A 26,173-nucleotide genomic window follows, 5' to 3' on the forward strand; every position below is an offset into this window, starting at 1 on the left:
GACCTACTGATTACAAGTCAGTTGCTCTACCTACTGAGCTAAGTCGGCACACTAAATTCTTTTGACTATTCGTGATCTAGCATTTAATAAATAAATCTAGAACTACACCAACAATCTTATTGTATGGTGCCCGGAGGCGGAATCGAACCACCGACACGAGGATTTTCAATCCTCTGCTCTACCGACTGAGCTATCCGGGCAACGAGCGCTATTAAACGGATTTTTGCCCTCACCGTCAACTTTTTTTTTCAAAATAGGCTGTTTTTTTGATTGTTTGATTGATAATTCATCGAATAGGCGAATTTATCGCTAAATCTTCCCTGAATTAAACTCTTTTTTGAAGGTGGTTACCTTTTCTAAATAGCGACGAGCTTCAGCATTTTTGTGTTTTTTGGTTAAAGCCCAGTACACTTGGTTAGGATTTAAGTTGTTAATGTCATTGATTGCTCGGCTACGATTGCTGTTGAAGGTAGTTAATACTCCCCCCGCACCACCATTATAGGCTGAAATCATGCTGTACTGCTTAGATACTGGGTTACGAATGTCTTTTAAGTAACGTGTTTTTAAAATATAAAAGTAAGCAGTACCCGTATCAATATTGTTGTGTGGGTTAAATAAGTATTCAGGAGTAGGCTCTCCTGACTTTTTTTTCACTAACTTAAATACATCGCGGCCTGCTGTTTTCGGAACCACCTGCATTAATCCATAAGCATTAGCCCAACTTACCGCGTATGGGTTAAAGCTACTCTCTGTTCTAATAATGGAATAAATCAGATCTTCTGGGATATCGTAACGTTGTGATGCTTTACGAACAATGTCAGCGTATTGATATTCACGCAGTTGAGTGTGATTTTTTACCATCGGAATATCGACATAAAAAGCTTTTTTATAATCGATATCTTTTGTTTTTAAGTGATTAGCAATTAAATAGTCAGCATAACGACTTGCACGCCATGACCATTCAATCGGCTTTTTATCTTGATCTACGACTTGTTGGTATAAGAAAGGTTTGCCACCAAGAGTAACATCTGCATCAGAGTAAAGATCGACACCAGCAGGATCATCAGGCGTCAATAATGTCGTTATGATGGCTTGACGTAAATGGGCTTTTGGATCGGTTCCTGCGACGGTTTCTACCGTAACTCGACCGGTAGAAAAATCAACTTGAGATCGGCTTAAATAGCCATCAGTGTACTTTACATAAGCTTGTTTACTTGCGATGACGAGATTCTCTTTACCCCAGCGTTTTTCAATGTTGCCATTAAAACTGTTGATCAAAGAGTCTAGTGCTTTAATGTCTTTAGTAAATTGGCCAGGAAGAGGCGCTAGGTTTTTAGCAAAGCGGTTAGTCGTATCGTAATTAATACCAAAAGTAGACTCTATTGATTCTCGGCTACAGCTAGTGAGAAAAAGACAAGCAGAGGCAATCAGGATAAATTTTTTCATAAAGACAATATAGGGTAAGAATTCGATATTAATGTTAACGGCAGAATGCCCTTGAACTAAAAAATAAAGCAGCCATTAGACTGCTTTATTTACAATTACTTATTCGCTTGGCGGAGTGTAACCATCAATGATGACTTCTTTGCCATCAAATAGAAAACCTTCCATTTCTGTTTCCAGTAATTTGCGGTGCTCTGGATCCATCATGTTCAGTTTCTTTTCATTGATAAGCATGGTTTGCTTATGTTGCCATTGGCCCCATGCTTCTTTGGAGATGTTGTCAAAAATACGCTTACCTAGTTCTCCTGGGTAAAGTTGAAAATCTAGGCCATCGGCGTCTTTATTTAAAAGAACACAAAATACAGTGCGACTCATGGTTATTCTCCATTAGAAATTTCGTACGGAAGGGAGTCCAACAGTTTTTGAACTGGGGCGGCTAATCCTACCGTCATTGGTTGAGATAAGTTATACCAAACTCCGCGCGTTCCTTCCATTACCATATTCGGTTTCTTGGTCAGAGTGATAAGTACAGGAGTGATATCTAAGTGGTAGTGGCTAAAAGTATGGCGAAAAGCAATTAATTGTTGGCTTGATTTTACGTCCATATCATAACGATCAGATAAATCATCTAAGGTATTTTCTGGTTGTTCAGGAAAGCAATATAAACCTCCCCAAATTCCCGTTTGTGGTCGTTGCTCTAACAATACTTCACCATCGTGATAATAGATCGCAAACCATGCCTCTTTAGTTGGCTTGTCTTTTTTGGGTTTTTTAGTTGGGAAGTCTAATTGACGATCTTGCGCTTTGGCTTGGCAAAGATCATTCACTGGGCAAATTTCACACTTAGGCTTAGAACGAGTACATACCATTGCACCCATGTCCATCATGGCTTGATTATATCTCTCAACTCCAAGTTCAGGTGTGTGCTCTTCTGCAACCGCCCACATGGAATTTTCAACCGATTTTTTACCAGGCCATCCTTCAATGGCAAAGCAACGAGAAAGAGTGCGTTTCACATTGCCATCTAAAATAGGGTGGCGTTGCTTGAGAGACAGTGACAGCACAGCCCCCGCAGTAGTTCGGCCAATTCCCGGAAGAGCAATGACTTCTTCAATTGTTTCAGGGAATTTACCATTATATTGCTCAGCGATGATTTGTGCTGTTTTATGTAAATTTCGAGCTCGAGCGTAGTAACCAAGTCCGGTCCATAAATGCAGCACTTCATCTTGCTCAGCATTGGCTAAATCAACAACGGTTGGAAAGCGAGCCATGAAACGCTCAAAATAGGGGATCACCGTGGTTACTTGGGTTTGTTGTAGCATGATCTCTGATAACCATACTTTATAAGGTGTTTTTTCTAATTGCCAAGGTAACGTCTTACGGCCGTAATTATCGTACCACTTTAAAATGGCGTGAGAGAAAGAAGTCATGACATGCTCGATTACATTTTTATAATTAAGAATGGATCACATCATACTGTGATGGTTTTGTACACCCGATAGAAAATAGGGTTATTAGTTCAGGTATATAATTTAGCTTAATTAAGCTTGTTTATAGAGAAAACCAAAGATAATACTTGAACACTGAGCTAAACTTTGGATAATGCCGGATCCACAATCCTTGTTCAGAGAATAACCAGGTTATCCAATCATGACTGAAGTGACTAAAAACGACTTTACCGAAGAAGGTAAAATCGTTCGTAAAATTCGCAGCTTTGTACGCCGCGAAGGACGTTTAACGAAAGGCCAAGAAGGCGCTATTACTGAGTGCTGGTCTACCATGGGTATCGATTTTGTTGAGCAAATGCTTGATTGGAATGAGGTGTTTGGTAATAACAACCCTGTCGTTTTAGAAATCGGTTTTGGTATGGGTGCATCTTTGGTTGAGATGGCGCAAAAAGCACCAGAACTTAATTTCCTTGGCATAGAGGTTCATCGCCCAGGTGTTGGTGCATGTCTTTCAGCTGCAAAAGAAGCAGGCGTAACTAACTTACGTGTAATGTGTCACGATGCGGTTGAAGTGTTTGAATCAATGATCCCTGATTCATCTGTAAATACACTGCAACTGTTCTTCCCTGACCCATGGCATAAAGCACGTCACCATAAGCGTCGTATCGTTAAGGCTGAATTTGCTGAGATGATCCGTCCTAAGCTAAATGCTGGTGGTGTTTTCCATATGGCAACTGATTGGGAAAACTACGCAGAACACATGATCGAAGTAATGCACGCGGCACCAGGTTACGAGAATATCGCAACTGATGGCGATTACATTCCTCGTCCAGATGAGCGTCCATTAACAAAATTTGAAGCTCGTGGCCACCGTTTGGGCCATGGCGTATGGGATATTAAATTCCGTCGTAATGCATAATTAGCTGATTTATCATGCTAAATAAGAACTAAAGCCAACCTCTGTGTTGGCTTTTTTGTCCTTGCGCTCAACAGGAAGTCGAAATAATGAAGCCAACAAAACAGATATTAGATGATATTTTGAATGAAGTGCGTCCTCTTATTGGACAAGGAAAAGTTGCGGATTATATTCCGGCACTTGCTTCTGTCTCGAGTGATAAGTTGGGGATCGCGGTTTATACCAATGATGGTGAAATGATCACATCGGGCGATGCAAACGAACGATTCTCTATTCAATCTATATCTAAAGCGTTGAGTTTAACTCTTGCTATGGAATTATATCAGCCTGAAGAATTATGGCAGCGAGTAGGAAAAGAACCTTCTGGGCAGGCATTTAACTCGTTGATCCAACTTGAGATGGAGCAGGGTGTTCCTCGTAATCCGTTCATCAATGCGGGTGCGATTGTGGTTACTGATATGCTGTTTAGTCGCTTTTCTGCTCCGAAACATCGTCTATTAGAATTTGTACGTAAGCTCTCTGGCAATGAACGTATTATGTATGACCGTGTTGTCGCTAATTCGGAAATGGATCATAGTGATCGAAATGCTTCGATTGCTTATTTGATGCGAGCATTTGGTAACTTCGATAATGAAGTGATGCCGGTATTAAAAAATTATTTTCATGCCTGCGCCTTGAGTATGAGCTGTGTTGATTTAGCGAGAACGTTTGGTTATTTAGCGAACAAAGGCGTACAACCAGAGACAAATGAATTCATCATTACGCCAATGCAGAGTAAACAAATTAATGCATTAATGGCGACGTGTGGTTTATATGATGGTGCCGGAGAGTTTGCTTATCGTGTTGGTATGCCAGGGAAATCCGGTGTTGGTGGTGGGATTATTGCCATTGTACCAGGTGAGATGACTATTGCCGTATGGTCTCCAGAATTAGACCCATCAGGTAACTCTTTGGCAGGAACACAAGCGTTAGAATTGCTTTCAGAGCGTATTGGGCGTTCGATATTTTAAAGCAGGAAGAGCAGGTTTAAGGGCGGTCGCAAGCTCCCTGAAGGTTTCAGGAAAAGCTGTGTAGTGAAATATTCGATTTTATCACTAACAACCCCCTCTAACTCCCCCTTCTATTAACATCATCGATCTCAATGGTTGGTCGATAAAGGGGGAGAACCTTCTTTGATGCTGGTATTTCAACGATCATAATACCGTTCCTCCCCTTGTTTACCGATGTTACTTGGTAATTAGTATTGATATAAGGGGAGGCTAGGAGGGGTTGCTAGTTGTTTAATTTAGAGTTTCGATTATTTGTTCCTAGTCCTCATCACTCACAAACGCTTCCAACAAATCATTCAAGAACAATTTTCCATGCTCAGTGATCTGCCAATGCGTTTCTGTTTCTTCTAAATACTTCTTCTCTTTCGCCCAATCCATTGTTTCTTGAATCGACTCTAAACCTAACCCTGTTTTATCAATGAAATCTTGCTTTGGGCACGCTTCTAATAGACGGAAACGATTCATAAAGAATTCAAAAGGTCTGTCATGATCAGCAACCTCTTGTTCGTCAATTAAGTAAGGTTTCATCAAATCTAAGAAGCCGCGAGGATGCTTAATCTTAGTGGTTCGAACAATGCGACCATCAGCAAAACTCAGCTTGCCATGAGCACCACAACCAATCCCTAAATAGTCGCCAAAGCGCCAATAATTTAAGTTATGGCGACATTGATAACCGATTTTACTGTAGCCTGAAATCTCATATTGAACATAGCCTGCATCAGAAATAATTTGATGGCCTTGTTCAAAAATGTCCCATAAATCATCATCATCAGGCAACGTTGGTGGCTTATAGTAAAACACCGTATTTGGCTCAATAGTCAGCTGATACCACGATAAATGTGGAGGGCTAAGCTCTATCGCTTGTTTTAAATCAGATAACGCATCATCAATACTTTGGTTCGGTAGGCCATGCATTAAATCAAGATTAAAGCTGTTTAACCCTGCTTCATGAGCAAGGCGAGCGGCGCGAAGGGCTTCATCTTTACCATGAATTCGCCCTAGTTTTTCTAGTTTTTCTTGCTGGAAGCTTTGCGCGCCAATAGAGATGCGATTGACACCGGCTTCGCGGTACTCAATGAATCGACCTGCTTCTACCGTCCCAGGATTCGCTTCCATGGTGATTTCAATGTCATCAGCAAATGGTAAGCGTTTTTCAACCTCGATCAGTAAACGCTTAATCTCTGGAGCCGTAATTAAGCTTGGCGTACCACCACCAATAAAAATAGAGTGCAGCTTACGTGGGTCATTTTCCATATTATAACGAGCAAGATCGGTATCAAGATCGTCAATTAACGCTGAAATGTATTGTGCTTCAGGGATTGTCGTTTTCAAGGCGTGAGAGTTGAAATCGCAATATGGGCATTTTTGGATACACCATGGAATATGAATGTATAAGCTAAGTGGTGGTGGAACTAGCATCAATTATTGACCTTCTTTTAATGCAGAGAACAGCTTTTTCAGTGCTTGACCACGATGAGACAGTTGCTTTTTACGTGCAGGCTCAAGTTCTGCGGAAGAGCAGTTATCTTCACTTACCCAGAAAATAGGATCGTAACCAAAGCCATTCTCACCTTGTTGCTCCGTGGTAATGTGGCCTTCCCATGAACCGTGACAAATCAATGGCGTAGGATCGCTCTCATGCTTCATTAAGACTAAAACACAATGGAAGCGCGCAGTACGTTTTTCAGTAGGAATACCTTCCATTGCCGCTAGCATTTTATCGATGTTCTTCTGATCTGTTGCGCCTTCACCTGAGTAGCGTGCAGAGTAAACACCTGGTGCGCCATGTAATGCGTCGACTTCTAAACCGGAGTCATCAGCAATCGCAGGTAATCCTGTTTCTTTAGCCGCATGACGGGCTTTAATAATGGCATTCTCAATAAAGGTTGTGCCTGTTTCTGCTACGTCAGAGACGTTGAACTCACTTTGTGCCACAACATCAAATCCAAAGTCAGACAAAACATCTGCCATTTCACGAACTTTACCTTGGTTGCCTGTTGCTAATACGATTTTGCTCATAATGATTCTCTTACTCTTCTACGTAGAACTTTTGATTGAATTTTAATTTGCCAGCGCCTTTGGTATCAGCGGATACATCAATATCAAAACGGAAGGTTTCTTCGTTAGTGATTGGCAACTCAGCAATGTAATAAATAGCGTTTTGTTCCTTAATTTCACGGAAGCTTAACGTTTTCATTTGGCCAAGTAAATTTTTAGCTGTTCCTGTTATTTTCGCAGCGACAGCTGGTTTTCCTGCTTGAGAGGTGTCTAATACACTGATATTAATTAATGCATTGTAACCAGATCGCTTTAATTGATACGCACGAGCCACTTTAGGCGTTAGAAATGTTGAGTTAAACGCAGAGTAATGTACCTCTACGTTTTTAATCTGTACAAATTGCCCTGCAAACGTGGGTAAGCTAAAAAGGAATAGGGACAAGAGTAAGGTTATTTTTTTCATAACGATCTTCATACACAAAGGTCTCCATATAAAAAAGCCGAGGGTTAACTCGGCATTAATAGTTATTTTGATAGTAATTGTTGAATCGCTTCTGGAATAATTTCCGGCGAATGAATTCGAACTTGTTTGTGACGATTAAGTTCTCCTTTCTCTACCGTGATTTTCCCTTTAGCGACCTTAAACAGTTTGGAGAAGTATTTAATCAAATGTGCGTTGGCTTTTCCATCGACAGGAGGGGCCGTTATCGCTATTTTGAGTTCTTCTCCATGTATACCAACGATCTGATCTCGGCTGGCCTTCGGTTGAAGGTAGAGCCTTAAGATCAAATCGTCGTTATCGTATTTAATTGGCATAACCAGACTACAAGCTATACCAAATTGGGCCAAGTAAATCACCCATTAAGAAGTTAGCAAATTGTAGAACGATGAACAGCACTAATACGCTTAAATCTAACCCACCCATTTGAGGAAGGATCTTACGAATAGGAGTAAGCATTGGTTCAGTTAATTGGTTCATTACATATTCAATTGGGCTACGGCCTTGGCTAACCCAGCTTAGGATTGCACGTACTAATAGGATCCAGAACAGTAAACCACCAGCGGCTTTTGCAAGCGCAATTAAACCAATAAGTAAGAACTCAGGGCCAAATGTAATGCCACCAGCTACAACCATTTGAAGCACCACAAATTTAACGACACATAGAACGTAAGCAAATAATACAGTTGCTAAGTCTAGGCTGCCAATTGATGGAATAATACGACGTAATGGAGAAACCACAGGTTGAGTTGCTTTTACGATAAATTGAGAGAATGGGTTATAAAAATCAGCACGTGCGACTTGTAACCAAATTCGTAGGATCACGACCATGATGTATAAATCAAAAACGGTCGAGATTAAAAAGCTCATTGCATTCATAGTTAGTTAACCTTAAAAATCATTGGTTTGAAAATAAAACGGTTCTGAAAATAGAATTACTTATTTTAAAATAAAGATTCCATTTCTTCTGCACGAGAGACTGCTGCTTGCATTGCTTTGGCTACAATCTCTTGCAATTGATGTTCATTAAATGTGCGTAGAGCTTCCGCGGTTGTACCGCCTTTTGAGGTCACTTGTTCGCGCAGTGTTGATAATGGTGTCTCTGGGTTAGCAACCACCATTTCAGCCGCGCCAAGTGCAGATTGTTGCACTAATAGACGAGCAGTCTCTTCACTAAACCCTTGTTTAATCGCCTCAGCTTGCATCGCTTCCATAAATAAGAAGAAATACGCAGGCGCGCTTCCTGCGGCGGCAATGATTGAGTTAATGCCAGATTCTTTTTCCACCCAACACACTTCACCAACGGCTGACATTAAGTCACTTGCGTAGGTCTTATCTTGTTCAGATATATGCTCTACCGCAAACAGGCCGCTCATGCCTTTACCGACTAATGCGGGTGTATTTGGCATTACACGAACTAAATTTAATTCAGTAGCAAACATCTCATTCAAACGTTTGGCAGAAATACCAGCCGCAATAGAAATCACTAGCTTAGTAGAAAAGTCGATGTATTGCAGTGGCTCAGCCGCCGTTGCCATCATCTGTGGCTTTACCGCTAGAACGATAACATCTGCATTTTTAGCCGCAGAAATATTATCAGTAGAGGTATTAATTCCGTAACATTTTTCTAAATGTTCAAGCTTGCCAGTACTTGGATTTGTCGCGGTGATTTTTTCTTTCGGGTAACCACTGCTAATCAAACCTGCAATAATAGAGCGAGTCATGTTGCCCGCACCAATAAAAACAATATTGCGATGTTCCATTCGTATTCCTTGCGTCATGCCAACCGATACAGTATCTAGATTGGTATCATTCGAGTTGAGGTTATTCTTTATTTTTATAGTTTCTGACACTAAAAAATTAGTCTCTGGCACCAAAAATAGCAGTGCCAATTCGAACCATTGTTGAGCCCGCTTCAATGGCGGCATCCATATCGCCACTCATCCCCATTGATAGGGTATCGACTTGAGGATATTGTGCGCGTAATTGGTTTTGAATGGAAGCAAGTTGTGTAAATGCAGCCAGTTGCTCGTCGTAATTAGAGACATTAGCCGGTATAGACATTAGCCCACGTAACGTTAAGTTTGGCATATCATTGATTGCAGCTGCTAGCTCCATGACTTCATCACTTGTGGTGCCTGATTTACTTTGTTCTGAACTAATATTGACCTGAATAAGTACATTTAGTTCGCCAAGTTCTACTGGGCGTTGTTCATTTAAACGTTGTGCTATTTTAAGGCGTTCAACAGAATGAACCCAATCAAAGTGCTCTGCTATCGGGCGAGTTTTATTTGATTGAATTGGACCAATAAAATGCCATTCTAATGATGTTTCAGAATGATTTTTTTTGAAATATTGAACTTTTTCAACACCTTCTTGAACGTAATTTTCACCAAACGCTCGTTGACCAACAGTTATTGCTTGTTCAAGTAACGCGATAGGTTTAGTTTTACTTACCGCCAATAATTGCACTGAATCAGGGCGTCGACCACATTTTTGAACGCTATTCTCTATCTGAATGGTGATTTGATTGATATTTTGCTTAATACTAGTCATAGAAACGATTACCGAGGAAAATTATGAACATCACAGAATTACTGGACTTTAGTGTAAAACAAAACGCATCAGATCTACACCTATCTGCAGGAGTTCCTCCTATGGTACGTGTTGATGGTGAAGTGCGTAAACTAACATTACCTGATTTTACACACGCAGAAGTGCATCGTTTAGTGACTGATATCATGAATGATGCTCAACGGAGTGAGTTTGAAGAAAAGCTAGAAGTCGACTTCTCATTTGAACTGCCAAATGTTGGCCGTTTTCGAGTGAATGCGTTTAATCAAGCACGAGGCTGTGCAGCAGTATTTCGAACTATCCCAGTTGAGATCCCATCATTAGAGAAATTAGCCGCTCCTGATATTTTTACCGATATTGCAAAATACCAAAAGGGATTAGTGTTAATTACAGGGCCTACAGGTTCGGGTAAATCAACCACATTAGCGGCGATAGTTGATTATATTAATGAGCACGAGAATAAACATATTTTAACCATTGAAGATCCGATTGAGTTCGTACACAAAAATAAAAAATGTTTGATTAACCAACGTGAAGTTCATCGTGATACGCACAGTTTTAAAGCCGCTTTACGTTCAGCACTGCGTGAAGATCCCGATGTTATTTTGGTTGGAGAGCTTCGAGATCAAGAAACCATTAGTTTGGCATTAACAGCCGCAGAAACGGGTCACTTGGTGTTTGGTACTTTGCATACTAGCTCAGCTGCTAAAACCATTGACCGTATTATTGATGTGTTCCCTGGTAGTGATAAATCCATGGTTCGATCTATGTTGTCTGAATCGTTAAGGGCGGTAATTGCTCAAACGTTACTAAAACGTACTGGTGGTGGGCGTGTCGCTTGTCATGAAATTATGATTGCAACGCCAGCAATTCGTAACTTAATCCGTGAAGACAAGGTAGCTCAAATGTACTCCATCATACAGACTGGGTCGTCTTTTGGGATGCAGACGATGGAGCAAAATGCGAAAAAGATCATTGCTCAAGGTTTGGTAGAACCTGATGAAGTCGCAAAGAAAATTGAAATAACAAGCATGGGTTTTTAACGGTGAGTTTGGATGAATTATTGCATCAAATGGTGCAGAAAAAAGCGTCGGATATTTATTTAACAGTTGATGCTCCTTGTCTATTGCGTGTGCATGGAGAACTTCAGGCGGTAGGACCAAAACAAACGGTTGATTCGATTTCAGCATTAATGGCTGAAATGATGGATGATGAGCGTCAAAAAGAGTTCAATCAAACGCTTGAAGCGAACTTTGCCATCGTAAAAGAATGTGGTCGTTTTCGTGTTAGTGCATTTTGGCAACGTGAGCAACCAGGGGCTGTGCTCCGTCGTATTGAAACCACAATACCATCAATGGAGTCACTGAATTTACCTGAGGTAATGAAAGAATTGGCGGTGGCTAAACGAGGTTTAGTTCTTGTTGTTGGTGCGACTGGTTCGGGTAAATCAACCACGATGGCAGCAATGACCGGATATCGTAACGCCAATCGTAGTGGTCATATTTTAACGGTGGAAGACCCGATTGAATTTGTTCACCCTCACAATAAGTGCATTGTCACTCAACGTGAAGTTGGGTTAGATACTGAAAGCTATGAAATCGCGTTGAAAAACTCGTTGCGACAAGCTCCGGATATGATTTTGATTGGAGAGATCCGAAGTAGAGAGACGATGGAATACGCAATGACCTTTGCTGAAACGGGTCATCTTTGTATGGCGACGCTTCATGCGAATAATGCCAATCAAGCGTTAGAGCGTATTCTTCATTTAGTGCCAAAAGATCATAAAGAGCAGTTTTTGTTTGATCTTTCTATGAATTTGAAAGGAATTATTGCTCAGCAATTGGTTCCTGATGTAAATGGAAATGGGCGTCATGGCGTCTATGAGGTGTTATTAAATACCCCTCGGATCTCAGATCTTATCCGTCGTGGTGACTTACATGAATTAAAAGCGACCATGACAAAATCACGAGAATCAGGAATGCAGACGTTTGATCAATGTTTATTTGATTTGGTGGTGGCAGATAAGATTTCGGAAGATGAGGCATTACACAGTGCGGATTCTGCGAATGACTTGAGGTTGATGTTGAAGATGAAGCGTGGCGATTCATTTAGCTCGTCGAAGTTTGATAATGTGTCGATTTCGCTAGATTAGAAACCATAAGAGCAGTAATACGTAAAATTATTACTGCTCTTAATATCTGCTTTTGATCTTATAGGAGCGAAGCGTTCTAGTTTCTAGTCCCTAGCTCCACTGACTCTCAAACCAGCTTTCTAAAATAACCACCGCTGATTGACAATCAATATTTCCTTTCGATAGCGCTTTATAACCACCGAACTCAAATAAATCAGCGCGAGCTTCTACCGTTGATAGGCGTTCATCGTGTAATTCAACTTGGTAGCCAAAACGGCCATGCAGACGATTAGCAAATTTCTTTGCTTTAGGTGTGATGGTTTCTAGCTCTTTACCATGAAGATCGGTTGGTAGGCCAACAACGATCAAATTAGGTTGCCATTCTTTAATTTGCTTTTCAATATCATCCCAATTAGGGGTGCCATCTTGTGCTTTAAAGGCTTTTAATGGGCTTGCTGTACCTGTGATCTCTTGGCCAATGGCTGAGCCAATACTTTTGGTGCCAAAATCAAATGCCATGATGGTACGTGAACTCATGCGTGTCCAACCTCGCTGGATAAATTTGCCGGGCTAATGCCTAATATTTCAATCGCTTTTCGCCAACGCTCAGGAATAGGGGTATCAAAAATAACTGAGGGATCCGCTTCTAGGGTTAACCATGTATTTTCAGATAATTCTTTTTCTAATTGACCTGCATCCCACCCAGAATAACCAAGAGCAACTAAATACTTCTGAGGCTGAGATTCTGTGCCTAAAGTGGCAAGAATATCTTTTGATGTCGTAACATACAGCTCATTAGTGACTTGTATACTTGAGGTATAGGTATCTTTTTCTGAATGAAGGACAAAACCGCGGTCATCAGAAACCGGCCCGCCATTAAGTACAGGTTGAGTTAAAGTCTGTGGAAATATAATTGGAGATGGATTATCTAGTTCAATTTGCTCTAGCATACCTTTTAATGAAATTGGAACGGTCTCATTAATACGTAAGCCCATGGTTCCTTCTGAATCATGCTCACAAATGTAGATGACGCTTCGCTGAAAGAAAGGATCTTTCATACTAGGCATTGCGACTAAAAAATGGTTTTTTAAATCCACAGAGCCTCCTAAATAACTCAGTTAAATTGAAGGGAGACAAGCCCCCCTTCATATTATTTGGATTTATTAAGCGTTAATTTTTCGCTCAATAGCATCCATTAGTTTACCTGTGATTGAAATATCAAATGCGGCTTCGATCTCTTTGATACAAGTTGGACTAGTTACGTTGATTTCAGTCAGTTTGTCACCAATTACATCAAGACCAACAAAGATTAAGCCTTTTTCTTTTAGTGTTGGCGCTACCGCATTGGCAATAGCCCAATCTGTTTCGCTTAATGGGCGAGCTTCACCAGTACCACCAGCGGCTAAGTTACCACGTGTTTCACCTTTTGCAGGGATACGCGCTAGGCAATAAGGCATTGGTTCACCATCAACAACAAGGATACGTTTATCACCATTACTAATATCAGGAACAAAAGTTTGCGCCATGCAGTAGGTTTGCTCGTGATTAGTCAGGGTTTCTATGATGACCGATACATTTGGATCACCTGCTTTTACACGGAAGATTGATGCGCCACCCATGCCATCAAGTGGTTTAAGAATGATGTCACCGTGCTCTTCGCGGAACGCTTTGATTTTTTCTGCTTTACGAGTGACTAATGTCGTTGGTGTTAGCTCTGGGAACCAAGCGGTAAACAGTTTTTCATTACAATCACGTAAGCTTTGTGGCTTGTTTACAATTAACGCCCCTTGGATTTCAGCACGCTCAAGAATGTAGGTTGCGTAGATGTACTCTGTATCAAATGGAGGATCTTTACGCATTAATACGGCATCAAGATCGGCAAGGTCGATGGTTTGCTCTGATGTGAATTCATACCAACTTGTTGGGTCTTCTTTCAGTGTGACAACCTTGGTATCAGCAACTGCTTTACCTTGTTCTAGATGTAGGTCAGCCATTTCCATGTAATGGATTTCCCAACCACGTTTTTGAGCTTCAAGCATCATGGCAAAGCTAGAGTCTTTCTTGATGTTAATGGACGAGATTGGGTCCATTACGATACCGAGTTTGATCATTGTGTTTCTCCAGTTAGCCAAGATCGCCAAAACGAACTTGTAAGGCTGTAATTGCGGTAAGCGCTGCGGTTTCGGTTCTAAGAACACGAGGACCAAGCAGCGTTTCTTCAAATTGATACTGTTCAGTCATGTTGATCTCATCAGACGATAAACCGCCTTCAGGACCAATTAATAAGCGAATATTAGTGACTGGTTCTGGCAGTGTGTTGATTGAGTATTTTGCTCTTGGATGAAGGTTCAGTTTTAAACCGTCATACTCTTCAGCACACCACTCTTCTAATGACATAATAGGGCGAATTTCAGGAACAGTATTACGTCCAGATTGTTCACACGCTGCAATTGCGATTTTTTGCCATTGGTCGAGTTTCTTTTCAAAACGTTCTTTGTTTAATTTGACACCACAACGCTCTGAAATCAAAGGGGTAATAATATTTACGCCTAACTCAACTGATTTTTGAATGGTGAATTCCATTTTATCACCACGAGAAACCACTTGGCCTAAATGTAAGTTTAATGGGGATTCACTGCTGCGCTCAATACGTTCATTGATTTCAACTTCTACACTTTTCTTTGAAGAAGACGTGATTACAGCAGGGAACTCAGCACCGCTACCATCAAATAGTAACACGGCTTCGCCTTCTTTCATTCGCATAACGCGACCAACATGGTTGGCTGCATCATCACTTAAATTCACTTTTCCTTGCGAAGGAAGAAGCTCTGGATGATGGATTCTAGGTATTCTCATGGTCTACTTTTCTTTAACTATCTTACATTTAAGGATGGAGGTTAAAATGTGCTTTTTCAACCTCTAAATTAGTCTAAGTTATTTAATACAGGCTTTATAGACAAATTGATTGTTGTTGCCTTGGATTTTTGCAATACGTTTATCTCGCTCGCACTCCCATGCTGATACTGGGTATTGCTTATTCCATGCTTCCATTAGTTGGCGTTGTGCTTTGGACAAATTAAAACGATATTCATTATTCATGTATAAATAGGTTCGTGCAATCGCCCCTCTTGATTGGGCTGGTGGTTCAGCGACTCTGTTTTTAAAATCCACTTTAAAGGCGCATTGTCCATAATTAGCACCTTTGCTCCCATTCCATTGCGAAAAACGAAAGTTAGAACGGTCGCCATTCACTTCACCAATGGCAGGCACTAAATTGTGTAAGTCAGCCTCCATTGATTTGAACTGTTTGTCGTTTTTGGTGCAGTTTTTACGTCCGCCATTTTGCCAACATTGACGTTGGTGTCCAAATTGCCAAGCGGGAACCACGTGCTCCCACTCAATTCGGCTTGCTCGTTTTTCTTGTTTACGTACGTCATAACCGCAGCTTTCTAAATCGGGAATGCCTTTTTTCTTATTTTTCCAGGTAATGTCACAGCCACAATAAAATGAAGTGGGGTGATCAAGATAAATTTTTACGGCTAATTTTTTAGCTTTAGAAAATGAAGAAGGAGGAGCAGAAAGTACGTTAAAGCTGAAGCTGACAGCAATGATACTGATAACTAAGCGAATTAATTTCATGATAAGTCTACTGATTATTGTATTAGTGCCGCAAGGGTAGCTTATTGTTAATTCGCATTATAGATAAATTGATTACTAGGGCAGGAAATTGAAAGTATTTACTGATTTAGGTTAGTAAAAAAGAGGGATGATTATTTTACAGTGCGCTTAGAGAGCTTTAATGGTGATTGACATGCTTTACAAAGGTATTGTGTTTCTTTGCGCTGAACTCGGTTGTGACGACGCACAGTTAGATCATGTTGTGAGCATTTACAGCGATATGGAAAGGTTTTTCCTTTTACTGAGTCAATATTAAAACTGTGTGTTGTGCGTGCTGGTAGATTGAAGACTTGATTCATTATTCCCTGCCATTCCTTACCATGAGGTCGTACTCGGCCATATAATTTGAATGCGATCAGATGGGCAATTTCATGAGGGATCACTTCATTGATAAAGGTGTGTTCATTTTCTTCTAGCAGGATAGGGTTAATTCGTACTTCCCAGCCTTGTAAGCGAGCGATACCGGCAATTTTTCCGCGTTGAGTAAAGTTAATCTCTGGCAGAGAAAAAGGGCGATTAAAAAAGGCAGATGCTTGTTGAATACATTGTTGAGCTTTAGCGATGGAGGCTTGTTGAAGTGGGGTCATTGAATCTCTTTATTTTGAAGGTCGATATTGAATCATAAATATAAAAAGTATATGGGGGTAAAAAACAAAAAGGAAGCAGAAGCTTCCTTTTAGTATCAGTTTAAGTAGTAAATTACTTAATACCAGCGAAATCACGAAGGATTTCTGCTTTATCTGTTGCTTCCCAAGGAAACTCTTCACGACCAAAATGACCGTATGCAGCCGTCTTCTTATAGATTGGTTGAAGAAGGTTAAGCATTTCTTGTAGGCCATATGGACGTAAGTCAAAGTGCTGACGAACCGATTCGATGATGATGTCGTGAGCTACTTTTTCAGTACCGAACGTTTCAATCATGATTGATGTTGGATCGGCAACACCGATAGCGTATGAAAGTTGGATTTCACAACGATCAGCCATGCCAGCTGCAACGATATTTTTCGCTACGTAACGTGCTGCGTATGCAGCTGAACGGTCAACTTTTGATGGATCTTTACCAGAGAATGCACCACCACCATGACGAGCTGCGCCGCCGTAAGTATCTACGATGATTTTACGACCAGTAAGGCCACAGTCACCCATTGGGCCACCAATAACAAAACGACCTGTTGGGTTAATAAAGAATTTAGTTTCTTTATTTAACCATTCTTGAGGAAGTACTGGCTTGATGATCTCTTCCATTACCGCTTCACGAAGATCCGCCGTTGTTACTGAATCGCTGTGTTGAGTTGAAAGTACAACGGCATCAATACCAACAATTTTACCTTGGTCGTATTGGAAAGTAACTTGAGATTTTGCATCTGGACGTAGGAAATCTAGTTTACCGCTTTTACGTACTTCGGCTTGTTGCTTAACAAGAAGGTGCGCATAAGTAATTGGTGCAGGCATTAAAATAGGCGTTTCGTTTGTTGCGTAACCAAACATGATACCCTGGTCGCCAGCGCCTTGGTCTCTTGGATCTTCTTTATCTACGCCTTGGTTGATGTCTGGAGACTGCTTACCAATTGTGTTTAGTACGGCACAAGAGTTAGCATCAAAACCCATGTCTGAATGAACATAGCCAATATCACGAACAGTTTCACGAGTGATTTCTTCGATATCAACCCATGCAGAAGTAGTTACTTCACCACCGACCATGACCATGCCTGTTTTTACGTACGTTTCACAAGCAACACGTGCTTTTGGATCTTGTTCTAAGATCGCATCAAGTACGGCATCTGAAATTTGATCGGCAATTTTATCTGGATGACCTTCTGATACTGACTCAGAGGTAAATAGGTGCTTAGCCATAAGGGCGCTCCACTTCTTATAAAGAATAAGTTCTAAAAATACCCACATTATATTTAATGTCTATACGTTTATACGTGCGGGTGTTTTTCCGTCTAGACGTCCATAATAGAGGTAAATTGATTAATTACAACTCATTTTTGGAAAGGAAATAAATATAAGAGATAACCAATCGTTTGCGTTCTGAGTTAGCCTTTATGAATTGAAACCTATTTTTTATCAATTTTTTATCAAAATCGTGAAAAAAAGGGCTTTATTTATTAAGTAAACGTTTGCAGTCGTTATAAGGCTTTGCGACAATATGGCGCTGCAAATTTAAGTTAATCCATGTATATGGGTAACTAATCAAGAGTTAACAAGCTCAATAAATATATAGTCCTTCGAATTTTCAGGAGCAGGCATGTCTTCACGTAAACATTTAGCAAATGCAATCCGCGCGTTAAGTATGGATGGTGTACAACAAGCAAATTCTGGTCACCCAGGTGCACCAATGGGCATGGCAGACATCGCTGAAGTATTATGGCGTAGTCACCTAAATCACAACCCACAGAATCCAGAGTGGGCAGATCGCGACCGTTTCATTCTTTCTAACGGTCACGGCTCTATGCTGATTTATTCTCTGCTTCATCTTTCAGGTTATAACCTGTCTATCGAAGACTTAAAGAACTTCCGTCAATTGCATTCTAAAACTCCTGGCCATCCTGAGTACGGCTATGCACCTGGCATCGAAACAACAACGGGTCCATTAGGCCAAGGCATCACTAACGGTGTTGGTATGGCGATGGCTGAAAAAGCATTAGCTGCACAGTTTAACCGTGAAGGTCATGAGATCGTTGACCACAACACATACGTGTTCATGGGTGATGGTTGCTTAATGGAAGGTATCTCTCACGAAGCATGTTCTTTAGCGGGTACATTAGGTCTTGGTAAGCTAGTTGCTTTCTGGGATGACAACGGTATTTCTATCGATGGTGAAGTGGAAGGTTGGTTCTCTGACGATACCCCTAAGCGTTTTGAAGCGTACGGCTGGCATGTAATTCCTGCGGTTGATGGTCACGATGCTGACGCAATTAATGCTGCAATCATTGCAGCAAAAGCAGATCCTCGTCCTACTTTGATTTGTACTAAAACTATCATCGGTTTTGGCTCTCCAAACAAAGAAGGTACGCACGACTGTCACGGTGCTCCACTAGGTGCTGATGAGATAGTTGCTACTAAAGCGAAACTTGGTTGGGAGTTTGGTCCTTTTGAAATTCCTACTGATGTATATGCTGAGTGGAATGCAAAAGAAGCAGGCAAAGCAAAAGAAGCGTCTTGGAATGCTAAATTTGATGCCTACGCTGCTGCACACCCTGAACTAGCTGCTGAATATAAGCGTCGTGTAAACGGTGGTTTACCTGCTGAGTGGGAAGAAAAAACATCGGCAATCATTGCTGATCTTCAAGCTAATCCTGCTAACATTGCATCACGTAAAGCATCGCAAAATGCACTAGAAGCATTTGGTGCAATGTTACCTGAATTCATGGGCGGCTCTGCTGACCTTGCACCGTCTAACTTGACGATGTGGTCTGGCTCTAAATCACTAACCGCTGATGATTTCTCTGGTAACTACATTCACTACGGTGTGCGTGAATTTGCTATGACAGCAATCATGAATGGTATTGCTCTGCACGGTGGTTTCGTACCCTACGGCGCAACGTTCCTAATGTTCATGGAATACGCGCGCAACGCAATGCGTATGGCTGCACTGATGAAAATTCAGAATATCCAAGTGTACACACACGATTCAATCGGTCTAGGTGAAGATGGTCCAACTCACCAACCGGTTGAGCAAATCGCTTCACTACGTTTAACACCGAACATGAGCACATGGCGTCCATGTGACCAAGTTGAATCTGCGGTTGCTTGGAAACTTGCGATTGAACGTCGTGATGGTCCTACGGCTCTGATCTTCTCTCGTCAAAATCTTGCACAACAAGATCGTGATGCAGAGCAATTAGCTAACATCGCTAAAGGTGGCTACATTCTTAAAGATTGTGAAGGTCAACCTGAGCTTATCTTTATTGCAACAGGTTCAGAAGTTGAACTTGCGGTTGAAGCTGCGGCTCAACTTACTGCTGAAGGTAAAGCGATACGTGTTGTATCAATGCCAGCAACAGATGCATTTGATAAGCAAGATGAAGCCTACCGTGAATCAGTACTTCCATCAGCAGTAACAAAACGTGTTGCTATTGAAGCCGGTATTGCTGACTTTTGGTATAAGTACGTTGGTTTCGGTGGCAAGATCATCGGTATGACAACGTTTGGTGAATCAGCGCCTGCTGAAGAGCTATTCAAAATGTTTGGTTTTACTACTGAAAATGCAGTAAAAACAGCAAAAGAGCTTTTAGTTTAATCAAGAGTCATTCGCTTAATCCAAGTGAGTAACTGAATAAAAAGCGAAGTTATCGAAAGGTGGCTTCGCTTTTTTGATCCTTTAAGAAAAAAGTGAAAGGAGTACAATAGTCGGAAATGGATTTAAGAGAATAAAATATCATGTTGAGAGTGGCGATAAATGGATTTGGCCGAATAGGTCGTAGTGTATTACGAGCCTTGTATGAAAGTGGAAAACGTGACCAAATAGAAATAGTGGCAGTTAATGAATTATCACAACCAGAAGGGATGGCACATCTACTTCAATACGATTCAACTCATGGACGTTTTCAGCATAAAGTCACTCATGATCAAGAATATCTTTATATCGATTTACCTAATGGCTCTCAAGATCGAATTCGTATTGTACATCAAGCGGACATTTCTCTTTTACCATGGAGCTCATTAAACGTTGATCTCGTACTCGATTGTACTGGCGTTTATGGATCAAAAGCCGATGGTGAAAAGCACATTGCAGCAGGCGCGAAAAAGGTTCTATTTTCACATCCAGGCAGTTCAGATTTAGATAACACTATTATTTATGGTGTTAATCATGACTCGTTGCTTCCAGAGCATAAAGTTGTCTCTAATGGGTCTTGTACTACTAACTGTATTATCCCGGTGATTAAGGCGATTGATGATGCGTTTGGGATTGATTCGGGTACGATTACCACTATTCATTCTTCAATGAATGATCAGCCAGTGATAGATGCTTACCATACCGATTTACGTCGAACCCGAGCCGCAAGCCAGTCTATCATTCCAGTCGATACAAAACTGCATAAAGGTATCGAACGAATCTTTCCGAAATTTTCCAACAAATTTGAAGCTATTTCTGTACGAGTGCCGACGGTAAACGTCACGGCGATGGATTTAAGTGTAACAATTAATACAAATGTGAAAGTTAATGACATAAATCAAACCATTGTGAACGCATCTCGGTGTACATTACATAACATTGTTGACTATACTGAAGCGCCACTTGTTTCTATCGACTTTAATCACGATCCCCATAGCGCGATTGTCGATGGGTCACAAACAAGAGTAAGTAACGGGCGTTTAGTAAAAATGCTGGTTTGGTGTGATAACGAATGGGGCTTCGCTAATCGGATGCTAGATACCGCATTAGTAATGAAAAAATAAAAGCATCATTCAAAAATTTGTGATGGAAAGAGAAAAAAGATTAATTTTCACCTTGAAAAAAGTGAACTCCATCCCTATTTATTGAATAATGCAGTAAGAATTTAATCGGCTTGGCAATGATGCCGGGCTTGAAAGCTTTTTATTATTTAATTGAGAGGACACAACATGTCTGTAATCAAGATGACTGACCTGGAACTTGCAGGTAAACGCGTATTTATCCGTGCTGACCTGAACGTACCAGTAAAAGATGGTAAAGTAACTTCTGATGCTCGTATCCTTGCATCTCTACCAACGATTAAGCTTTGCTTAGAAGCTGGCGCAAAAGTAATGGTTACTTCTCACTTAGGTCGTCCAACAGAAGGCGAATACAACGAAGAGTTCTCTCTAGCTCCTGTAGTTAACTACTTAAATGACGCGCTAGATTGTGACGTTAAACTAGCTAAAGATTACCTAGATGGTCTTGAACTAAACGCTGGTGAGTTAGTTGTTCTTGAAAACGTTCGCTTTAACAAAGGCGAGAAGAAGAACGAAGAAGAACTTTCTAAGAAGTACGCAGCACTATGTGACATCTTCGTGATGGACGCATTTGGTACAGCTCACCGTGCTCAAGCGTCAACTCACGGTGTTGGCATGAACGCTCCTATTGCGTGTGCTGGTCCTCTTCTAGCTGCTGAACTTGAAGCACTAGGTAAAGCAATGGACAATCCTGCTCGTCCACTTGTTGCTATCGTTGGTGGTTCTAAAGTATCAACTAAGCTAACTGTTCTTGAGTCGCTATCTAAAATTGCTGACCAACTTGTTGTTGGTGGTGGTATCGCGAACACATTCATCGCAGCTCAAGGTCACAACGTAGGTAAGTCTTTATACGAAGCTGACCTAGTTGAAACGGCTAAAAAACTGATGGTAGATTGTGCAATTCCTGTTGCTACTGATGTTGCATGTGCAAAAGCATTTGATGAAAACGCTGAAGCTGAAATCAAAAACGTTGCAGACGTTCAAGATGACGACATGATCTTCGACCTTGGTCCAGATTCAACAGCGGTTCTTGCTGACATCATTAAGAATGCAAAAACAATTCTTTGGAATGGCCCAGTTGGCGTATTTGAATTCAAAAACTTTGAAGCAGGTACTGCGGGTATTTCTAAAGCAATCGCTGATTCTGAAGGTTTCTCTGTAGCCGGTGGTGGTGATACGCTAGCAGCTATCGATAAGTTCGGTATTAAAGCTGACGTTTCTTACATCTCTACTGGTGGTGGTGCATTCCTTGAGTTCGTTGAAGGTAAAGTACTTCCTGCAGTAGCTATGCTTGAAGAGCGTGCTAAAGCATAATTATTTGAAGGCGGGAATGTAAACATTCCCGCTTTTACGTTTGTTGATGACAATGTTTATTGATACAATAGAAAAAGTTGTGAGCAAACGTTTGCAAAAATTTGAACGTAAGTTTTTTAATTTTAAAACGATAGAATAAATAGGACTACTTCCATGTCTAAGATCTTCGATTTTGTAAAACCTGGTGTTATTTCTGGCGACGACGTACAGAAAGTATTTGCAGTAGCAAAAGAAAACAAATTTGCTCTTCCTGCAGTAAACGTAATCAACACTGATACTATCAATGCTGTTCTTGAAGCTGCTTCTAAAGCTAAAGCACCAGTTGTTGTTCAGTTCTCTAACGGCGGTGCAGGTTTCTTCGCTGGTAAAGGCGTTCAACTTGAAGGTCAAGGCGCACAAATTCTTGGTGCTGTTGCTGGTGCAAAATACGTTCACGCAGTAGCTGAATCTTACGGTGTTCCAGTTATTCTTCATACTGACCACGCTGCTAAGAAACTTCTTCCTTGGATCGACGGTCTACTAGACGCTGGTGAAGTATTCTTCGCTGAAACTGGTAAGCCTTTATTCTCTTCACACATGCTAGACCTTTCTGAAGAGTCTCTAGAAGAGAACATCGAAACTTGTGCTAAGTACCTAGAGCGCATGGCTAAAATGAACATGACAATCGAGATTGAACTTGGTTGTACTGGTGGCGAAGAAGACGGCGTTGATAACTCTGATATGGACGCATCTGAGCTTTACACTTCACCTGAAGATGTTGCATACGCATACGAGAAACTAACGGCTGTAAGCCCACGTTTCACTATCGCTGCTTCTTTCGGTAACGTACACGGTGTTTACCAAGCGGGTAACGTTGTTCTTACTCCAACTATCCTACGTGATTCTCAAGCTTACTGTGCTGAGAAGTTTGGTATCGCTTCTGATGCTCTTAACTTTGTATTCCACGGTGGTTCTGGTTCTTCTGAAGCAGAAATCCAAGAGTCTATCGGTTACGGCGTTATCAAAATGAACATCGATACTGATACACAGTGGGCTTCATGGGATGGCGTACGTACATACGAAGCTGAAAACCGTGATTTCCTACAAGGTCAAATCGGTAACCCAACTGGCGAATCTGCGCCAAACAAGAAGTACTACGATCCACGCGTTTGGTTACGTGCAGGTCAAGCTTCTATGGTTACGCGTCTTGAAAAAGCATTTGCTGACCTTAACGCAGTTAACGTACTATAATTTTTATTATAGTACGCTCTAATTGAGTTAATCAAAAACCCGCTGATTGCGGGTTTTTTTATGCCTGAAGAAAGGGAAATACAGGGGGAAGGGACGAGGATTTAGCTCTAGCTCCTAAGTTACTTCTAATAAAAAAGCAGCCTGTAAATACAGACTGCTTTTATCGTTTCTAGAGCGTAGCGTTCTAGTTAGCGAAGCGTATAAACATTATTTTTTCTTTTTCTTCTTTGGTGCAAGTTTCTTCGCTATAGCTGCTTTTTTCTTCGCGTTCTTCTTACGTTTATTCTTAAATACCGCTTTTTTATGAGTTGGTTTCAACCCTTCAATAAAGCGCTCTTTAATGATTTCATCTTCTTCTTTAACGTAACGACCAACGCGTTCCATCATCTTCTGATCATGCGCTTCGATTAACGAAACCGCGCTACCTTTTTTACCAGCACGAGCAGTACGACCAATGCGGTGTAAATACACATCAGCAGTACGAGGCATATCAAAGTTAATTACATGGCTAACATTAGGTAAATCAATACCGCGAGCAGCAATATCTGTCGCAATAAGGACATTTACTCTGCCATCACGAAAACGTGCGATAGCATTATTACGGCTTTCTTGTGGCATGTCGCCTTGTAGCCATGCACATGAGATCTTAGCGGTTTCTAAATGGCCACGAAGTTCAGCAAGACGCTCACGAGTTTTTACAAATACAATAGCGCGTTCAGCCTGGTTCTTTAGGATACTTTTCAGTAATTCTATTTTATGTGGCAAGCTATCTGCACGGTGATACCACTGAGTGATTTTTTTACGTTCACGACGAGGTGGCTCAGCAGTTATTTTTGCTGGTTCATTCAGTAGATCCGCAGCAAAACCGTCTACGCCACGACCTTCTAGTGTTGCAGAGAACAAGAAGGTTTGTTTACGCCAGCGACATTCTTTTGAAAGACGATCTACAACAGGACCAAAGCCCATGTCTAGCATGCGGTCAGCTTCATCAAGGATCAATGTTTCAATCGCACGACAGTCAAAACGCTCAGCTTCAATGTATTCCATCAAACGACCAGGCGTAGCAACAACGATATCTTGAGTTTTTGCAAGGATATCTGCGTGATCTTGGTAGCTGATGCCGCCAGTAATCGTGAATATTTTATGGTGAGTGTATTGTGCTAACTGACGAGCTTCTTCGGCAACTTGGATTGCAAGCTCACGAGTTGGTGTCAAAATTAGCACACGCGCAGGACCAGGGTCGCGACGAGGGAAATCGTCAAGATGCTGTAAAGCAGGCAACAAGAAAGCCGCTGATTTACCAGTACCAGTTGGAGCAGAAGCAAGGATGTCTTTTCCTTCTAATGCTTCAGGGATAGCCATAGCCTGAACTTGAGTTGGACGTTGATAACCAATCTCCTCAAGAGCGCGCAGTAGGTTAGGGGATAGATCGAGATCAGCAAACGTTTTGATCAAGGTGAAATTCTCCGTTCAGGTCTAAAGAGTAGAAATATGATATTAGCCAGTTATTATAGTGATTTATTAGAGACTGATCACCGATCTTTTAATCCATATTGAGATAAAAGAGTCTAGTTAACTGAATAAAGTCATTACTGTAGCCATTTTTATTATGAATGACTAACGTATTCTCTTGATAATAATAAGAAAAAAGAGATAGCTCAATCAATAATCTAGAAGCATCTTTTTTTTCAGTTGTTTTTACTTTTGTTAGTTTGGTTAAGCTAAAACCTGTTTTTTTAGCCATTTCAATAAACTGTTCTCCTTCAACGAGTGGAAGAATGAAACTTGCGCGTCCTTTTGGTGAAAGTAATTTTTTACTCTGCAATAAGAGATCACTAAATGATAAAGAGTCAGTATGACGAGCAACTGAGCGATCTCCTTTTTGTGATTGCTCACCGTTATTGAAATAGGGAGGGTTGCAAATAATTGCATCATAGGTCTTATTTGGGATAAAGGTGAGGATATCTTGATGAAATAGTTCTATCCGTTCAGCCCATTTGCTATTGAGGAAGTTTACTTGAGCGACTTCTACAGCAGTAGGCATTAATTCTACTGCATCAATTTTACTTAATGGTTCTCTTTGGGCGCACATTAAGCTTAGCAGCCCCGTACCACAGCCAATATCAATGATAGATAAGCTATTTATAATATTTGCCCATGCACCCAACAAAACACCATCAGTACTCACTGGCATGCCGCATTCGCCAATATCGATGTGGAACTGCTTGAAAGTGAAGCTTTTATTCATAACTCTCCTAAAATGACAATAGTTGTTAATATTGCGCTTTTAATGTTAATTGGTTTGACGTTCTATTTTTGATATTTTGTTGATTCTTTTAATGATAAATGATCACTCTTTTATAAAAGCAATTAATAGAGGATTACACTGCTTTTACTGTAAATATCAATTTGATTATGGTGTTTTTCTCTAGGCTATTGCGAATGGTTGATAATTTGTTCATTATTCTGACA

General features: G+C 40.9%; 27 protein-coding genes and 1 tRNA gene. 8 read left to right on the top strand and 20 right to left on the bottom strand.

Features of this window, described 5'->3' with window-relative positions; translation table 11 throughout:
- Positions 1 to 124 precede the first annotated feature (124 nt).
- The 4 genes from Q1K78_RS03190 to mutY form a co-directional block, all read right to left on the bottom strand.
- A tRNA-Phe gene (locus Q1K78_RS03190) sits at positions 125 to 200 on the bottom strand.
- A 109-nt stretch (positions 201 to 309) separates the two neighbouring features.
- A complete protein-coding gene (gene mltC / locus Q1K78_RS03195) occupies positions 310 to 1,446 on the bottom strand; it encodes a membrane-bound lytic murein transglycosylase MltC (protein WP_300174370.1) in 1,137 nt (378 codons plus the stop codon).
- Positions 1,447 to 1,545: 99 nt separating this feature from the next.
- A complete protein-coding gene (locus tag Q1K78_RS03200) occupies positions 1,546 to 1,818 on the bottom strand; it encodes an oxidative damage protection protein (protein ID WP_300174372.1) in 273 nt (90 codons plus the stop codon).
- Positions 1,819 to 1,820: 2 nt separating this feature from the next.
- Positions 1,821 to 2,873 (bottom strand): A/G-specific adenine glycosylase, encoded by a 1,053-nt coding sequence (gene mutY, locus Q1K78_RS03205; RefSeq protein ID WP_300174374.1) that lies wholly within the window; start codon positions 2,871 to 2,873, stop codon positions 1,821 to 1,823.
- Positions 2,874 to 3,093: 220 nt separating this feature from the next.
- Here mutY and trmB point away from each other — a divergent pair, with 220 nt between their 5' ends.
- On the top strand, positions 3,094 to 3,810 hold the full coding sequence (trmB, locus tag Q1K78_RS03210) for a tRNA (guanosine(46)-N7)-methyltransferase TrmB (protein WP_300174376.1): 717 nt from the start codon (positions 3,094 to 3,096) through the stop codon (positions 3,808 to 3,810).
- An 86-nt stretch (positions 3,811 to 3,896) separates the two neighbouring features.
- Complete coding sequence (gene glsB / locus Q1K78_RS03215) at positions 3,897 to 4,817, top strand: glutaminase B (RefSeq protein ID WP_300174378.1); 921 nt, start codon at positions 3,897 to 3,899, stop codon at positions 4,815 to 4,817.
- A gap of 297 nt (positions 4,818 to 5,114) precedes the next feature.
- Here the strand turns inward: glsB and hemW are convergent, their stop codons facing one another.
- The 7 genes from hemW to Q1K78_RS03250 form a co-directional block, all read right to left on the bottom strand.
- Positions 5,115 to 6,275, bottom strand: a complete 1,161-nt coding sequence (hemW, locus tag Q1K78_RS03220) for a radical SAM family heme chaperone HemW (protein ID WP_300174380.1) — start codon at positions 6,273 to 6,275, stop codon at positions 5,115 to 5,117.
- Positions 6,276 to 6,278: 3 nt separating this feature from the next.
- Positions 6,279 to 6,875, bottom strand: coding sequence for an XTP/dITP diphosphatase (locus tag Q1K78_RS03225; RefSeq protein WP_300174382.1), 597 nt, complete (start codon positions 6,873 to 6,875; stop codon positions 6,279 to 6,281).
- 10 nt (positions 6,876 to 6,885) lie between these two features.
- On the bottom strand, positions 6,886 to 7,317 hold the full coding sequence (locus Q1K78_RS03230) for a DUF4426 domain-containing protein (protein ID WP_300174384.1): 432 nt from the start codon (positions 7,315 to 7,317) through the stop codon (positions 6,886 to 6,888).
- A gap of 62 nt (positions 7,318 to 7,379) precedes the next feature.
- Complete coding sequence (gene yggU / locus Q1K78_RS03235) at positions 7,380 to 7,670, bottom strand: DUF167 family protein YggU (RefSeq protein WP_300174559.1); 291 nt, start codon at positions 7,668 to 7,670, stop codon at positions 7,380 to 7,382.
- Positions 7,671 to 7,677: 7 nt separating this feature from the next.
- Positions 7,678 to 8,232, bottom strand: coding sequence for a YggT family protein (locus tag Q1K78_RS03240; protein ID WP_300174386.1), 555 nt, complete (start codon positions 8,230 to 8,232; stop codon positions 7,678 to 7,680).
- A gap of 65 nt (positions 8,233 to 8,297) precedes the next feature.
- Positions 8,298 to 9,116, bottom strand: coding sequence for a pyrroline-5-carboxylate reductase (gene proC, locus Q1K78_RS03245; protein WP_300174388.1), 819 nt, complete (start codon positions 9,114 to 9,116; stop codon positions 8,298 to 8,300).
- A gap of 97 nt (positions 9,117 to 9,213) precedes the next feature.
- The gene (locus Q1K78_RS03250) at positions 9,214 to 9,909 is read right to left on the bottom strand and encodes a YggS family pyridoxal phosphate-dependent enzyme (protein WP_300174390.1); all 696 of its coding nucleotides are present in this window, start codon (positions 9,907 to 9,909) and stop codon (positions 9,214 to 9,216) included.
- A 23-nt stretch (positions 9,910 to 9,932) separates the two neighbouring features.
- On the opposite strand from Q1K78_RS03250, the gene Q1K78_RS03255 reads away from it, so the two are divergent.
- Both Q1K78_RS03255 and Q1K78_RS03260 read left to right on the top strand, forming a co-directional pair.
- Complete coding sequence (locus tag Q1K78_RS03255; protein WP_300174392.1) at positions 9,933 to 10,970, top strand: type IV pilus twitching motility protein PilT; 1,038 nt, start codon at positions 9,933 to 9,935, stop codon at positions 10,968 to 10,970.
- Positions 10,971 to 10,972: 2 nt separating this feature from the next.
- Positions 10,973 to 12,079, top strand: coding sequence for a PilT/PilU family type 4a pilus ATPase (locus Q1K78_RS03260; protein ID WP_300174394.1), 1,107 nt, complete (start codon positions 10,973 to 10,975; stop codon positions 12,077 to 12,079).
- Between the two features lie 90 nt (positions 12,080 to 12,169).
- Here Q1K78_RS03260 and ruvX read toward each other — a convergent pair whose 3' ends face one another.
- From ruvX to metK, 7 genes are all read right to left on the bottom strand, one after another.
- Positions 12,170 to 12,595: a Holliday junction resolvase RuvX gene (gene ruvX / locus Q1K78_RS03265; protein WP_300174396.1), complete on the bottom strand. Its 426-nt coding sequence runs from the start codon at positions 12,593 to 12,595 to the stop codon at positions 12,170 to 12,172.
- Positions 12,592 to 13,155 (bottom strand): YqgE/AlgH family protein, encoded by a 564-nt coding sequence (locus Q1K78_RS03270; RefSeq protein ID WP_300174398.1) that lies wholly within the window; start codon positions 13,153 to 13,155, stop codon positions 12,592 to 12,594. The genes ruvX and Q1K78_RS03270 overlap by 4 nt, the downstream gene beginning before the upstream one ends.
- A gap of 66 nt (positions 13,156 to 13,221) precedes the next feature.
- Positions 13,222 to 14,169, bottom strand: coding sequence for a glutathione synthase (gene gshB, locus Q1K78_RS03275; protein ID WP_300174400.1), 948 nt, complete (start codon positions 14,167 to 14,169; stop codon positions 13,222 to 13,224).
- 13 nt (positions 14,170 to 14,182) lie between these two features.
- A complete protein-coding gene (rsmE, locus tag Q1K78_RS03280; protein ID WP_300174402.1) occupies positions 14,183 to 14,914 on the bottom strand; it encodes a 16S rRNA (uracil(1498)-N(3))-methyltransferase in 732 nt (243 codons plus the stop codon).
- A 78-nt stretch (positions 14,915 to 14,992) separates the two neighbouring features.
- Positions 14,993 to 15,697 carry a deoxyribonuclease I gene (endA, locus tag Q1K78_RS03285; RefSeq protein WP_300174404.1) on the bottom strand — a complete coding sequence of 235 codons (705 nt, stop codon included), beginning with the start codon at positions 15,695 to 15,697 and terminating at the stop codon, positions 14,993 to 14,995.
- Positions 15,698 to 15,828: 131 nt separating this feature from the next.
- Positions 15,829 to 16,323 (bottom strand): SprT family zinc-dependent metalloprotease, encoded by a 495-nt coding sequence (locus Q1K78_RS03290; protein WP_300174406.1) that lies wholly within the window; start codon positions 16,321 to 16,323, stop codon positions 15,829 to 15,831.
- 112 nt (positions 16,324 to 16,435) lie between these two features.
- On the bottom strand, positions 16,436 to 17,590 hold the full coding sequence (gene metK, locus Q1K78_RS03295) for a methionine adenosyltransferase (protein ID WP_300174408.1): 1,155 nt from the start codon (positions 17,588 to 17,590) through the stop codon (positions 16,436 to 16,438).
- A gap of 397 nt (positions 17,591 to 17,987) precedes the next feature.
- Between metK and tkt the strand changes: the two genes are divergently transcribed.
- The 4 genes from tkt (at position 17,988) to fbaA (ending at position 23,701) form a co-directional block, all read left to right on the top strand.
- Entirely contained in the window at positions 17,988 to 19,982 is a 1,995-nt protein-coding gene (tkt, locus tag Q1K78_RS03300; protein ID WP_300174410.1) for a transketolase, read from the top strand.
- Positions 19,983 to 20,122: 140 nt separating this feature from the next.
- Entirely contained in the window at positions 20,123 to 21,142 is a 1,020-nt protein-coding gene (epd, locus tag Q1K78_RS03305) for an erythrose-4-phosphate dehydrogenase (protein ID WP_300174411.1), read from the top strand.
- A 165-nt stretch (positions 21,143 to 21,307) separates the two neighbouring features.
- Positions 21,308 to 22,471 carry a phosphoglycerate kinase gene (locus tag Q1K78_RS03310; RefSeq protein ID WP_300174413.1) on the top strand — a complete coding sequence of 388 codons (1,164 nt, stop codon included), beginning with the start codon at positions 21,308 to 21,310 and terminating at the stop codon, positions 22,469 to 22,471.
- A 153-nt stretch (positions 22,472 to 22,624) separates the two neighbouring features.
- Complete coding sequence (gene fbaA, locus Q1K78_RS03315) at positions 22,625 to 23,701, top strand: class II fructose-bisphosphate aldolase (protein WP_300174415.1); 1,077 nt, start codon at positions 22,625 to 22,627, stop codon at positions 23,699 to 23,701.
- A 207-nt stretch (positions 23,702 to 23,908) separates the two neighbouring features.
- Here fbaA and srmB read toward each other — a convergent pair whose 3' ends face one another.
- Together srmB and Q1K78_RS03325 are read right to left on the bottom strand one after the other, a co-directional pair.
- Positions 23,909 to 25,156 (bottom strand): ATP-dependent RNA helicase SrmB, encoded by a 1,248-nt coding sequence (gene srmB / locus Q1K78_RS03320; protein WP_300174417.1) that lies wholly within the window; start codon positions 25,154 to 25,156, stop codon positions 23,909 to 23,911.
- Positions 25,157 to 25,244: 88 nt separating this feature from the next.
- Positions 25,245 to 25,949: a methyltransferase gene (locus Q1K78_RS03325; RefSeq protein WP_300174419.1), complete on the bottom strand. Its 705-nt coding sequence runs from the start codon at positions 25,947 to 25,949 to the stop codon at positions 25,245 to 25,247.
- Positions 25,950 to 26,173 lie beyond the last annotated feature (224 nt).

The sequence above is a fragment of the uncultured Aliivibrio sp. genome (assembly GCF_946479765.1).
Classification (GTDB): domain Bacteria; phylum Pseudomonadota; class Gammaproteobacteria; order Enterobacterales; family Vibrionaceae; genus Aliivibrio.

Bases quoted from the DNA above. Each gene is read 5' to 3' on its own strand.
- gshB (WP_300174400.1), bottom strand. From the start codon at position 14,169: ATGATCAAACTCGGTATCGTAATGGACCCAATCTCGTCCATTAACATC.
- Q1K78_RS03325 (WP_300174419.1), bottom strand. From the start codon at position 25,949: ATGAATAAAAGCTTCACTTTCAAGCAGTTCCACATCGATATTGGCGAA.
- endA (WP_300174404.1), bottom strand. From the start codon at position 15,697: ATGAAATTAATTCGCTTAGTTATCAGTATCATTGCTGTCAGCTTCAGC.
- metK (WP_300174408.1), bottom strand. From the start codon at position 17,590: ATGGCTAAGCACCTATTTACCTCTGAGTCAGTATCAGAAGGTCATCCA.
- yggU (WP_300174559.1), bottom strand. From the start codon at position 7,670: ATGCCAATTAAATACGATAACGACGATTTGATCTTAAGGCTCTACCTT.
- epd (WP_300174411.1), top strand. From the start codon at position 20,123: ATGTTGAGAGTGGCGATAAATGGATTTGGCCGAATAGGTCGTAGTGTA.
- trmB (WP_300174376.1), top strand. From the start codon at position 3,094: ATGACTGAAGTGACTAAAAACGACTTTACCGAAGAAGGTAAAATCGTT.
- Q1K78_RS03200 (WP_300174372.1), bottom strand. From the start codon at position 1,818: ATGAGTCGCACTGTATTTTGTGTTCTTTTAAATAAAGACGCCGATGGC.
- mutY (WP_300174374.1), bottom strand. From the start codon at position 2,873: ATGACTTCTTTCTCTCACGCCATTTTAAAGTGGTACGATAATTACGGC.
- rsmE (WP_300174402.1), bottom strand. From the start codon at position 14,914: ATGAGAATACCTAGAATCCATCATCCAGAGCTTCTTCCTTCGCAAGGA.
- fbaA (WP_300174415.1), top strand. From the start codon at position 22,625: ATGTCTAAGATCTTCGATTTTGTAAAACCTGGTGTTATTTCTGGCGAC.
- Q1K78_RS03225 (WP_300174382.1), bottom strand. From the start codon at position 6,875: ATGAGCAAAATCGTATTAGCAACAGGCAACCAAGGTAAAGTTCGTGAA.
- tkt (WP_300174410.1), top strand. From the start codon at position 17,988: ATGTCTTCACGTAAACATTTAGCAAATGCAATCCGCGCGTTAAGTATG.
- Q1K78_RS03240 (WP_300174386.1), bottom strand. From the start codon at position 8,232: ATGAATGCAATGAGCTTTTTAATCTCGACCGTTTTTGATTTATACATC.
- hemW (WP_300174380.1), bottom strand. From the start codon at position 6,275: ATGCTAGTTCCACCACCACTTAGCTTATACATTCATATTCCATGGTGT.
- mltC (WP_300174370.1), bottom strand. From the start codon at position 1,446: ATGAAAAAATTTATCCTGATTGCCTCTGCTTGTCTTTTTCTCACTAGC.
- Q1K78_RS03255 (WP_300174392.1), top strand. From the start codon at position 9,933: ATGAACATCACAGAATTACTGGACTTTAGTGTAAAACAAAACGCATCA.
- ruvX (WP_300174396.1), bottom strand. From the start codon at position 12,595: ATGAGTTCACGTACCATCATGGCATTTGATTTTGGCACCAAAAGTATT.
- proC (WP_300174388.1), bottom strand. From the start codon at position 9,116: ATGGAACATCGCAATATTGTTTTTATTGGTGCGGGCAACATGACTCGC.
- glsB (WP_300174378.1), top strand. From the start codon at position 3,897: ATGAAGCCAACAAAACAGATATTAGATGATATTTTGAATGAAGTGCGT.
- Q1K78_RS03250 (WP_300174390.1), bottom strand. From the start codon at position 9,909: ATGACTAGTATTAAGCAAAATATCAATCAAATCACCATTCAGATAGAG.
- Q1K78_RS03290 (WP_300174406.1), bottom strand. From the start codon at position 16,323: ATGACCCCACTTCAACAAGCCTCCATCGCTAAAGCTCAACAATGTATT.
- Q1K78_RS03230 (WP_300174384.1), bottom strand. From the start codon at position 7,317: ATGAAAAAAATAACCTTACTCTTGTCCCTATTCCTTTTTAGCTTACCC.
- Q1K78_RS03310 (WP_300174413.1), top strand. From the start codon at position 21,308: ATGTCTGTAATCAAGATGACTGACCTGGAACTTGCAGGTAAACGCGTA.